This is a genomic window from Brevundimonas sp. M1A4_2e, from assembly GCF_053345555.1.
On sequence record NZ_JBKFAI010000003.1, the window covers coordinates 301,419 to 312,518 of the forward strand.

At 67.8% G+C, this 11,100-nt stretch carries 12 protein-coding genes; 7 read left to right on the forward strand and 5 right to left on the reverse strand.

Annotation, left to right across the window (positions count from 1 at the left end; genetic code table 11):
• Window positions 1–108: 108 nt before the first annotated feature.
• Window positions 109–636, forward strand: a complete 528-nt coding sequence (gene secB / locus ACLBV5_RS08395) for a protein-export chaperone SecB (protein WP_447605388.1) — start codon at window positions 109–111, stop codon at window positions 634–636.
• 153 nt (window positions 637–789) lie between these two features.
• Here secB and dnaQ read toward each other — a convergent pair whose 3' ends face one another.
• From dnaQ to ACLBV5_RS08420, 5 genes are read right to left on the reverse strand one after another with little or no spacing between them, the layout of a single operon-like run.
• The gene (gene dnaQ, locus ACLBV5_RS08400; protein ID WP_025976420.1) at window positions 790–1,515 is read right to left on the reverse strand and encodes a DNA polymerase III subunit epsilon; all 726 of its coding nucleotides are present in this window, start codon (window positions 1,513–1,515) and stop codon (window positions 790–792) included.
• A 5-nt stretch (window positions 1,516–1,520) separates the two neighbouring features.
• A complete protein-coding gene (gene coaE / locus ACLBV5_RS08405; RefSeq protein WP_447605389.1) occupies window positions 1,521–2,162 on the reverse strand; it encodes a dephospho-CoA kinase in 642 nt (213 codons plus the stop codon).
• Window positions 2,159–3,013: a shikimate dehydrogenase gene (aroE, locus tag ACLBV5_RS08410; protein WP_447605390.1), complete on the reverse strand. Its 855-nt coding sequence runs from the start codon at window positions 3,011–3,013 to the stop codon at window positions 2,159–2,161. Before aroE ends, coaE begins: the two co-directional genes overlap by 4 nt.
• Window positions 3,010–3,609, reverse strand: a complete 600-nt coding sequence (locus ACLBV5_RS08415; protein WP_447605391.1) for a Maf family protein — start codon at window positions 3,607–3,609, stop codon at window positions 3,010–3,012. Before ACLBV5_RS08415 ends, aroE begins: the two co-directional genes overlap by 4 nt.
• The gene (locus tag ACLBV5_RS08420) at window positions 3,606–4,475 is read right to left on the reverse strand and encodes a pyruvate, water dikinase regulatory protein (protein WP_447605392.1); all 870 of its coding nucleotides are present in this window, start codon (window positions 4,473–4,475) and stop codon (window positions 3,606–3,608) included. Before ACLBV5_RS08420 ends, ACLBV5_RS08415 begins: the two co-directional genes overlap by 4 nt.
• Before the next feature lie 484 nt (window positions 4,476–4,959).
• On the opposite strand from ACLBV5_RS08420, the gene hemE reads away from it, so the two are divergent.
• The 6 genes from hemE (at window position 4,960) to mnmE (ending at window position 11,058) form a co-directional block, all read left to right on the forward strand.
• Window positions 4,960–5,994 carry a uroporphyrinogen decarboxylase gene (gene hemE, locus ACLBV5_RS08425; RefSeq protein WP_303682593.1) on the forward strand — a complete coding sequence of 345 codons (1,035 nt, stop codon included), beginning with the start codon at window positions 4,960–4,962 and terminating at the stop codon, window positions 5,992–5,994.
• Complete coding sequence (gene hemH, locus ACLBV5_RS08430) at window positions 5,991–7,070, forward strand: ferrochelatase (protein WP_447605393.1); 1,080 nt, start codon at window positions 5,991–5,993, stop codon at window positions 7,068–7,070. Before hemE ends, hemH begins: the two co-directional genes overlap by 4 nt.
• Before the next feature lie 10 nt (window positions 7,071–7,080).
• A complete protein-coding gene (locus ACLBV5_RS08435; protein WP_303682595.1) occupies window positions 7,081–7,548 on the forward strand; it encodes a CopD family protein in 468 nt (155 codons plus the stop codon).
• A gap of 249 nt (window positions 7,549–7,797) precedes the next feature.
• A complete protein-coding gene (gene rho, locus ACLBV5_RS08440) occupies window positions 7,798–9,294 on the forward strand; it encodes a transcription termination factor Rho (RefSeq protein WP_447605394.1) in 1,497 nt (498 codons plus the stop codon).
• 74 nt (window positions 9,295–9,368) lie between these two features.
• Complete coding sequence (locus ACLBV5_RS08445; protein ID WP_312447960.1) at window positions 9,369–9,608, forward strand: DUF6489 family protein; 240 nt, start codon at window positions 9,369–9,371, stop codon at window positions 9,606–9,608.
• Window positions 9,609–9,744: 136 nt separating this feature from the next.
• Window positions 9,745–11,058: a tRNA uridine-5-carboxymethylaminomethyl(34) synthesis GTPase MnmE gene (mnmE, locus tag ACLBV5_RS08450; RefSeq protein ID WP_447605395.1), complete on the forward strand. Its 1,314-nt coding sequence runs from the start codon at window positions 9,745–9,747 to the stop codon at window positions 11,056–11,058.
• Window positions 11,059–11,100 lie beyond the last annotated feature (42 nt).

The following is an 11,100-nucleotide window of genomic DNA, read 5'->3' on the forward strand; positions in this document are numbered from 1 at the left end:
GCCGGTCTCGACGTTGCGACACAGGGTCTCGCCATGCTACCGCCGCCCCTCACGCCTGCTCGACGAACGAGCGGGACGCCTCATTTCTGCAAGACGGTTTCCATACCCATGACCGACGCCACGCCGCCCGCCGACGCCAACGGCCAGACGCCCGACCAAGCCCAGCCGCAGGACGGCCAGCCGCAAGGCCCGGGCTTCCGCATCCTGGCCCAATACATCCGCGACCTGTCGTTCGAGAACCCCAAGGCGCCGGACAGCCTGCGCATCGACGGCAAGCCCGCCATCGACATGGGCGTCGAAATGAACGCCCAGGGCCGCCCGGACGGCCTGTTCGAAGTGGACCTGAAGCTGTCGATCAAGGCGACGGCTGACGACAAGTCGCCGGTGTTTCACGTGGAACTGCTCTACGGCGGCCTGTTCGCCCTGCAGGGCGTCCAGCCCCAGGACATCGAGCCCCTGCTGCTGATCGAATGCCCGCGCTACCTCTTCCCCTTCGCGCGCCAGATCATCGCGCAGGCGACGGCGGACGGCGGCTTCTATCCGCCCTTCATGGTCGACCCGATCGACTTCGCCGCCATCTACATCGCCCGCCAGCAGCAAATCGCCAGCGCGCCGGCCGAAACGGGCCAGGCTTGATAAAGGGTCGCTAGCGCGAGGCGCGCGGCGCCGCGCTGCTTGAGCGACAAGATTGATCGCTATCGCAGGACGCGCGGCGTCCTGCTGCTTGAGCGACGATTTACGGGGAAGGGGCGACCGAAAGGGCGCCCCTTTTTCTTGGGGCGCATGCAGTCAGGCGGCTTCTTCGGTCTCGATCTCGACCGACACGCCGTAGCCCGCCCACAGGCTGAAATCCTTGATCGTCGCCTTGAGGAAGGCCAGATGCGCCGCCTCTTCCTCGGCTGTGACGAAGGAGGGCAGGGGGCGCGGCCGGGCGCCGTAGGCGGCGCGCACCGCCGTCTCCGCAGGACCGCCGCGCGTCGAGGTCAGGTCCAGCGCCCGCTCCTTGCCGCCGCGCAGCTCCAGATACACTTCGGCCAGCAGGCGGGCGTCGATCAGGGCGCCGTGCAGGGTGCGCTCTACCAGGCTGATCTTGTAGCGCTTACACAGGGCGTCCAGCGAGTTGGCCATGCCCGGAAACCGCTTCTGGGCCAGGGCCAGGGTGTCGATCCAACGGTCCTGCGGCGGCGGCTTGCGGCCGATGCGGCCGATCTCGAAGTCGATGAAGTTGCGGTCGAAGTTGGCGTTGTGCGCGATCAGCGGCGCGTCGCCCAGGAACTCCATCAGGTCGTCGACGACCTCATGAAATTTGGGCGCGTCCTTGACCTTGTCGTCGGTGATGCCGTGCACCTTGATGGCGTCGGGCGGGATAAGCCGTTCGGGGTTGATGAAGCGGTGAAAAGTCCGCCCCGTCGGCAGCAGGTCTTCGATCTCGATGCAGCCCACCTCGATCAGCCGGTCGCCGGTCTTGGGATCGAAGCCGGTGGTTTCAGTGTCGAGGACGATTTCGCGGGCCATGCCCCTTAATGCCGGGGATCGGCCCCAAACGAAAGAGCGCCGCGCGGCGGCGTCCACGACGGAGACAGGACTGTCCCCACGATCCGGCGCACCTGGTCGCGCGCCGCCTCCAGACCTCGGCCCGTGTCGATGAGGAAGTCGGCGCGGGCGCGCTTTTCAGCGTCCGGCGTCTGGCGCGACGCGATGGCGTCGAACCGCTCGCGCGTCATGCCGGGTCGGGACAGAACGCGCTGGGCCTGCACCTCGGGTTCGGCGGTGACCACCACCACGGCGTCGACGGCGGCGTCGCCGCCCGTCTCGAACAACAGGGGAATGTCCACGACCGCCAGACGCGCGCCCTGCGCCTGCGCGGCCGTCAGCGCCTGCGCGGTGTCTGTGCCGACCAACGGATGGACGATGGCTTCCAGTCTCTGAAAGGCGGTCTCGTCGCGCCCCAGAGCCTCGGCCAGCCGCACCCGATCGACAGCGTCATCCACGACCACGCCGGGAAAGGCCTGCGCCAGCGGCGCCACGGCCGCTCCGCCCGGCCCATAGAGCCGATGAACGGCGGCGTCGGCGTCCCAGATCACCGCGCCTTCGTCGGCGAACATCTTCGCCGTCGTCGATTTTCCCATGCCGATGGAGCCGGTCAGCCCCAGAACGATCATGCGGCGTCGTCCAGATGAGCCATAGCCACGGCGCGCAGATCCAGCGGCGGGGGCGGAACGCCGAAAATCGCCTCGAACGACGGTCCGGCCTGACCGATCAGCATGGCCAGGCCGTCGACCGTGATCAGCCCTCGCGCCTGCGCCGCCGCCAAAAAGGGCGTGAGCACCGGCTTATAGGTCATGTCCATCACGACCGCGTCGGCCTTTAAGACGCTGAGGTCGATGGTCGGCGGCGCGCTCAGGGCGTTGATGACCAGATCGGCCGTCGCCAGCACCCCTTCGTCCTCGGCGACCGCCACCCCGGCGCCCAGATCGGCGGCCAGAGCTTCGGCGCGGCTGCGCGTGCGGTTCAGGATCGACAGCCGCGCCCCGGCCTGAACCAGGGCGCCCGCAACCGCGCGAGCGGCGCCGCCTGCGCCCAGCATGACGACATGGGCGCCGTTCAGCTCAAAGGCCGGCGCCTGTTCCGCCAGGGCGTAGAGCACGCCGGCCCCATCGGCGCTGTCGGCCCGGACCCGGCCGTCTTCAAACACCAGGATGTTGGCTGAACCGGTCGCCTTGGCCGCCGGGGCGATGTCGTCGGCCAGGGCGAAAGCCTGTTCCTTGAACGGCGCCGTGACGTTGAGCCCCTGAATCAGACCCGCCCGCCCGGCGGCGACCAGGGTGCGGAATCCATTGGGGTCCTTCGGCTGAAAGGCGACATAGGAGCCGTCGACCGCCGCCGCCTCAAGCCAGGCGTTATGCAGGATCGGGCTCAGCGAGTGGCCGATCGGGTTGCCGACGACCCCGCCCAGCCGGACCTGCCCCGTGATGCGGGCCGGACGGACCGCCGGTTCCGTTTCTATCTTCATGACCCAATGACCCCCGAACGCCTCAACTCTGTGAGGACGGGCCATAACGGCAATCCGAGAACAGTGAAATAGTCGCCGCGCACTGCGTCAAAAAGTTGCGCCCCCATCCCCTCGAGGCGGTAGGACCCGACGCAGGCCAGCAGGCCTTCGCCTTCCGCCGTCAGATAGGCGTCAAGAAAGGCGTCGGAGAAGGCGCGGACCTTCATTTCGGCCGTGTCCAGCCCGCTCCAGACGATCTGGCCTTTGTGCGCCAGTGCCGCGCCCGAATGCAGGTGGTGCGAGCGGCCGCGCATGGCCGACAGGCGCGCGCGCGCCGCCGCCAGCGTCGGGGCCTTGGAGACCAGCCCGCCGTCAAAGGCCAAGGTCTGATCGGCGCCGAGCACCCAGGCCTCCGGGTCATGACGCGACACCGCCAGCGCCTTGGCCCGGGCCAGTTCAACCGCCAGTTCAGCCGGATCGACGCCCGGGGTCTTCAGGGCGTCTTCGTCCACATCGGCCACCTGCACGGCGAAGGGCACGCCGGCGTTTTCCAGCATGGCCCGGCGCGCGGCGCTCTTGGAGGCCAGGATCAGCCGTTCATGGGGAGCCTCGGTCACATCGGCGCTCCCAGCTTGCGGCTGCGCCGCTCGCTCAACAGGTTGATGATGGCGGCGGCCGTCTCCTCGACCGAACGCCGGGTCACGTCGATGGTCGGCCAGCCGCGCCGTTCAAAGGCGCGCCGCGCCTTGATGGTCTCTTCGCGAACCGAATCATGGTCGACATAGGCCGAGGCGTGGCTGGCGTTCAGCCCGTCCAGGCGATTGCGGCGGATCTGCACCAGGCGGTCCGGCGAGACGGTGAGGCCGACCACCAGCGGGTGCTTCAGCGCCGTCAACCGCTCGCCGTCTTCCTGGCCCGGCACCAGCGGCACGTTCGCCGCCTTAATGCCGCGATGGGCCAGATAGATGCAGGTCGGCGTCTTGGACGTCCGGCTGACGCCGCACAGGACGACGTCGGCCTGTTCCAGCTGCTCCAGCGTGCCTTGTCCGTCATCATGCGCGATGGCGTAGTCCAGCGCGCTCATCCGGTTGAAATAGCCGGTGTCCAGGGCGTGCTGGGCGCCCACCCGCGCCGAAACATCCGCCCCGAGGTAGCGCGACAGGGCGCCGACCAGCGGGTCCAGCGCCCCAATCTGCGGCATCTGCAGCCGACGACAGCCTTCCTCCAGCTGCTCGCGCAGCTCCCGATCCACCAGCGTATGCAGAACCACGCCCGGCGCCGCGGCGACTTCTTCCAGCACCCGCTCCATCTGCTTGTTGGACCGCACCAGGGCGTAGATGTGCTCGATGGGAATGACGCCGTCGAAACGGGCGATCACCGCCTTGGCCATGGCGTTCAACGTCTCGCCCGTCGAATCCGAGACGAGATGGACATGGAAATAGGTGGCCAGACGCGAAGCGCCGGGAGGACGGGCAGGGCTCATGAGGACGGCGTCTCCTTCTGTCCCACGGTCGGATCATCCCCGCGCCCTGTTGAAAAGCCGGGGCGCCGTTCGTGAAAGACCGGGCGCCGAATCCTGTAGCAAGCCCTGTCTCCGGTCGCGAGCGGGGATCGCGGGCGCCGTTGCCGCGATCGGCGCCGGAGTCGTCCGCCTGGGCGCCGAGGTTTCATCCCATGCTGTGGGCAGGAGCGCCTGTCCAAATTCGGCGCCCGTGGATTCACCCACAACGGCGCCCAGAGGCAAACCCGAGTCTGGCGGGTGTTTCACGGCTTATCCCCATGACTCACACCCCCGCCCGCGATCCCGCGGATTCTTTCGCCGCGAAACGGGGACAAAAGGGAGTCTGACCGGGACGGTCCAGGGTTATCCCCGCGCTCCCCCGCCCTGCTTCCAACCTCTAATTCTTTCAATTCTTAAATCTGAATAGGTATTGAGGCTTGGGGGTGTGCATCCTAAAGCCCAAGACATGAGCACGCCCCTTCTGATCCAGGCTCTCCAGGGCCAAACCCTTTCCCGCCCGCCTGTGTGGTTCATGCGTCAGGCCGGGCGCTACTTGCCGGAGTACCGCGAGCTGCGGGCCAAGGCGCCGGACTTCATCGCCTTCTGCCTGAACCCGGAGATGGCGGCCGAAGCGACCTTGCAGCCGATGCGCCGTTTCGGCTTCGACGCCGCCATCGTTTTCGCCGACATCCTGCTGATCCCCGGCGCCCTGGGACAAAAGGTGTGGTTCGAGGCGGGGGAAGGCCCGCGCCTGGGCGCCCTGCCGTCGGTGCAGTCGATGGCCGACAAGGCTCAGCAGGCTGGAGAGGCCCTCAAGGCCGTGGGCCAGACGCTCAGCCTGGTGCGCGCGGAACTGGAGCCTGAACGCGCCCTGATCGGCTTTGCGGGCGCGCCTTGGACCGTGGCGACCTATATGCTGGACGGCGAACACCGGACCATGGGCAAGGGCGAGCGCGCGGCGGCCCGCACCTACGCCTACACCCAGCCCGAGATCGTCTACGGCCTGCTGGACGTCCTGGTGGAAGCCACCGCCCACTATCTGAAGATGCAGCAGGACGCCGGCGCCCAGGTGCTGAAGATCTTCGAGAGCTGGGCCGAGGGCCTGCCCGACGATCTGTTCGAGAGCCTGGTGCTGAAGCCGCATCAGAAGCTGGTCGCCCGCGCCCGCGAGCTGGGCGTCACCGTGCCCCTGATCGGCTTCCCGAGGGGCTCGGCGGCCCTGGCCGAACGCTATGCGCGCGAATGCGACGTGCAGGGCGTGGCGCTGGACACCGCCTGTCCGCTGGACGTCGGCCAGCGCGTGCAGAAGATCAAACCCATTCAGGGCGCGCTTGACCCTCTGCTGCTGCGCGCAGGCGGCGAGGCGCTGGACCGCCGTGTCGATCAACTGATGGAGGCCTGGGGCCAGGGGCCGTGGATTTTCAACCTCGGCCACGGCATCCTGCCTGACGTGCCCATCGCCCATGTCGAGCAAGTGCTGAAACGGATCGGCGCCCAATGAACCAGACCGCCGCGACCCTAGAGGGACGACCCGGCCGGCGCGTGGCGGTCGTCCTGACCAATCTGGGCGGTCCCGACCGCCCCGAAGCGGTCAAACCCTTCCTGTTCAACCTGTTCAACGACCCGGCGATCATCGGTCTGCCGGGGATCGTGCGCACGCCGCTGGCCAAGCTGATCTCCAGCCGTCGCGAGACCTCGGCCCAGGCCAACTACGCCCTGATGGGCGGGGGCTCGCCCCTGTTGCCCGAGACGCAGAAGCAGGCGGAGGCCCTGTCGCGCGCCCTGGCGGACGCCTCGCCGGGCGACGACAGCCGGGTCTTCATCGCCATGCGTTACTGGCATCCGCTGACCGAAGAGACGGCGGCGGCGGTCAAAGCCTTCCAGCCCGACCAGATCGTCCTTCTGCCCCTCTATCCGCAGTTCTCGACCACCACGACGGCCTCCTCGCTGAAGAAGTGGACCGAGTGCTACGACGGACCGGGCGAGACCCACGTCGTCTGCTGCTACCCCGACGCCGAAGGCCTGATCGAGGCCCAGGTCCGACTGATCCAGCAGACCTTGGACAAGGCGGAAGGCAAGCCGGTGCGGGTGCTGTTCTCGGCCCATGGCATTCCCGAGAAGCTGGTCGCAGCGGGCGATCCCTATCAGGCCCAGGTCGAGGCGACCGTAGCCGCTGTAGTGGAGCGCATGGGCCTGACCGACTGGGCCATCTGCTATCAGAGCCGGGTCGGTCCGCTGAAATGGCTGGGCCCCCCCACGCCTGACGCCATCGAACAGGCGGCCAAGGACGGCGTGGGCGCGCTGGTGGTGCCGATCGCCTTCGTCTCCGAACACATCGAGACCCTGGTCGAACTGGACATGGAATACGGCGAACTGGCCCATAAGGTCGGTTGCGCGCCCTATCTGCGCGCGCCGACGGTCAGCGCCGACCCGGTTTTCATCACCGCCCTGGCCGATGCGGTCGCGCGGGCGCTGGAGACGCCGGGGACCGCGCCGCAGGGGGCTTCGCAGGGTCGACCATGCGCCGGCTTGAAAGCCTGCCCGTCCGGCTGTTCAAAGGGCTCCAGGGCGGCCTGAGGGGATCGACATGGACTATTACAATCTGGCCCGCGGGCTGCACATCCTGGCGGTGATCGCCTGGATGGCCGGAATGCTCTTCCTGCCGCGTCTGTTCGCCTATGACGCCGAGCAGAACGCCAAGCCTGAACCCTTGCGCAGCGAGATGCAGGCCCTGCTGCGCGCCTGGCAGACGCGGCTGCTGCGGATCATCATCAACCCGGCCATGATCCTGGCCTTCATCTTCGGCGGCTGGCTGCTTTGGCTGCGCAGCGGCGACGGCGTTGACTGGTCCTTCGCCCATCAGCCGTGGATGATGACCAAGCTGATCGGCGTCTTCCTGCTGGCCGGTTGGCACGGCTTCCTGGCGGGTCAGCGCAAGAAGATCGCGGCAGGCGCGTCGAAATATTCTGGTCGTTTCTGGCGCATGACCAATGAGATTCCGTTCGTCCTGGCCATCGTCATGGTGTTGTCGGTGACGATGGAATGGAGTTTCTAAGCGCCTTGACGCGAGCGACGGCGTCGCTCGCTGCTTGAAGGCCTTGACCTGCAGGGGTCTTTCGTGGTTCCGCTGCGGTGAACCGTGCGGCCGATCCGTGCAGCGCGGTCCCTCTCTTTTGCGACGCCTGCCGGTTTGAGCCTGCGGGAACCCGTCGCCCTCCCTCCCAGCCCCTGCGGCTGAAGCCATTACGACCTTTCTGCTCCTGGCCGCCTCGCCGCGTCCGGGCGCGCGAACGAGCACGCCATCATGACCGACACGCCTGATACTCCGGACACCGAAGTCGCTGAAAATGCAACGGAAACGCCGGTTGAGCGGCCGCGTCGCACCCTTAGCCTGGGCGGCAGCCGCGCGGCGGCGCCGGTCGAGGAGGCCGAGCCCGAAGTCCCGGTTCAGCCTATCTCTGACGACGACGACCACGGCGTCGACACCACGGCTGAAGACGACGATGAGGACGACGACGGCGAGCCCATCGTCCCCAACGGCCGCATCACGCTTCAGGAACTGAACGAGAAGACGCCGGAAGACCTGGTCGCCTTCGCCGAGGGCCTGGACATCGAGAACGCCGGCAACCTGCGCAAGCAGGACCTGCTGTTCGCCATCCTCAAGACCCTGGCCGACGAAGAGGTCGAGATCATCGCCTCGGGCGTGCTGGAGATCCTGCCGGACGGCTTCGGCTTCCTGCGCAGCCCCGACGCCAACTACCTGCCGGGTCCGGACGACGTCTATGTCTCGCCGTCGCAGATCCGCCGCTTCGGCCTGCGTTCGGGCGACACGGTGCACGGCGCCGTGCGCGGCCCGCGTGAGGGCGAGCGCTATTTCGCCCTGCTCAAGGTCGATACGATCAACTTCGAAGATCCGGAGATGGTCAAGACCAAGGTCCTGTTCGACAACCTGACGCCGCTCTATCCCGAAGAGCGGCTTAACATGGAGATCCAGGATCCGACGCTGAAGGATCGCTCGGGCCGGGTCATCGACATCGTCGCGCCCCTGGGCAAGGGGCAACGCTGCCTGATCGTCGCCCCGCCGCGCGTCGGTAAGACGATGATGCTGCAGAACATCGCCAAGTCGATCGAGCGCAACCACCCCGAAGTCTTCCTGATCGTCCTGTTGATCGACGAACGCCCCGAAGAAGTCACCGACATGCAGCGCACGGTGAAGGGGGAGGTCGTCGCCTCGACCTTCGACGAGCCGGCCACCCGCCACGTCGCCGTGGCCGAGATGGTGATCGAAAAGGCCAAGCGCCTGGTCGAGCACAAGAAGGACGTGGTGATCCTGCTGGACTCCATCACCCGCCTGGGCCGCGCGTACAACGCCACGGTTCCCTCGTCGGGCAAGGTGCTGACCGGCGGCGTCGACGCCAACGCCTTGCAGCGGCCCAAGCGCTTCTTCGGCGCCGCGCGCAATGTGGAGCAGGGCGGGTCGCTGACCATCATCGCCACGGCCCTGATCGACACGGGCAGCCGCATGGACGAGGTGATCTTCGAAGAGTTCAAGGGCACCGGCAACTCGGAAATCGTGCTGGACCGCAAGGTCGCCGACAAGCGCATCTTCCCGGCCATCGACGTGCTCAAGTCGGGCACCCGCAAGGAAGACCTCATCACGCCGAAGGACCAGCTGGCCAAGACCTATGTCCTGCGCCGCATCCTCAACCCAATGGGTCCACAGGACGCGATCGAGTTCCTGCTCGACAAGCTGCGACAGTCCAAGAACAACGGCGACTTCTTCCAGTCCATGAACACCTGATACTGGCCCTAGCGCCGCCCGCGCGGCGGGCGGCTGCTTGAGGGCCTGTTTCACGTGAAACAGGAGCGCGGGTCATGAAGCTGAACATTGAGATCGACTGCACCCCGGCCGAGGCTCGCGCCTTCCTGGGCCTTCCGGACGTGGCGCCGCTCAACGACCATCTGGTCGCGGAAATGCAGAAGCGCATGGACGCCAACATGGCCGCCATGCAGCCCGACGAACTGATGAAGACCTGGACCAGCTTCGGCGTTCAGGCTCAGGACCAGTTCCGCCGCCTGATGGAAGCCGCGGTCACGGGCGCGCCCAAGCCGTGAGGCTCCTGTTCTCCTCCCTACGAAGTGGGGAGGTGGATCGGCGGCGCAGCCGACGAGACGGAGGGGCCGTTTCCTTCCGCGCTGGCCCCTCCACCACTTCGTGGTCCCCCTCCCCATGGAATGGGGAGGAGAAGGTATGATCGACACCATCTTCGCCCTCGCCACGCCGCCGGGCCGCGGCGCCGTCGCCATCCTGCGCCTGTCGGGCCCGGGCACGGAGGCCGCCCTAGCAGCGATGGGGGCAGGGGGGCTGGCGCCGCGCTTGGCCTCGGTGCGCAGCCTGCGCCACGACGGCCGTCTGATCGACGAGGCCCTGGTATTGCGCTTCGTCGCCCCGCGCTCCTATACCGGCGAGGACTCGGCCGAGCTGCACCTGCACGGCGGCCGCGCCGTCGTCGAGGCGGCCAGCACCGCCCTGATCGGGCTTGGCCTGCGTCCCGCCGAGCCGGGCGAGTTCACCCGTCGCGCCTTTCAGAACGGCCGCATGGATCTGGCCCAGGCCGAGGCGGTCGCTGACCTCATCGACGCTGAAACGGACGCCCAGAAATCTCAGGCCCTGGGCCAGCTCGACGGCGCCCTGTCCGCCGCCTACGCCGGATTCCGCCGCGACCTGTTGAAGGCCCTGTCGCTGGTCGAGGCCGAGATCGACTTCCCGGACGAGGAAGTGCCTGACAATCTGGCGCGCACGGCCGGACCGGTTCTGGACGCTCTGGCGACCGATCTTCGCGCAGCCCTGGCCGATTCCGATCGCGGGCGGCGGGTGCGCGAGGGCTATCGTATCGTCCTGATCGGCGAGACCAACGCGGGCAAGTCGTCCCTGTTCAATGCCCTGGTGGCGCGCGAAGCGGCCATCGTCACCCCCATCGCCGGGACGACGCGCGACGTGCTGGACGCCGACATCATGATCGGCGGTTACGCCGTCACCCTGTCTGACACGGCCGGTCTGCGCGACAGCGACGATCCGGTCGAGGCCGAGGGCATCCGCCGCGCCCGTGCGCGCGCCGAGGGCGCCGATCTGCGCCTGTGGGTCCGCTCGCCCTCCACCGAAGGCGCCGAGGACCCGGCAGCCGCCTTCGTGCGCCCCTCCGATCTTCAGGTGCTGAACAAGGCCGATCTGGGCGCCGTGGCGCCGGCTCCGGACCTCGAAGCCGTGAGCGTCAGCACGGCGACGGGGCAGGGGCTGGCCGAACTGCATCAGTGGATCGCGGCCCGGCTGGCGCGCGACCTGTCCGGCGCTGACTTCCCGGCCGTCACGCGTGAACGCCATCGCCGCCGCCTGGCCGAGGCTTTGGCTGCCGTCGAGGAGGGCCGCCGGGCGCTCGATCTGGCGCCGGAAATGGCCGGCGACGACCTGCGGCGCGCCGCTGACGCCTTGGCTCGGGTCACCGGCGCCATCGGCGTCGAGGACATCCTGGGCGAGGTCTTCTCCTCTTTCTGCATCGGCAAATAGGCCCGGCTTTCGCCTGTTTCACGTGAAACAACGGTTCCTCAG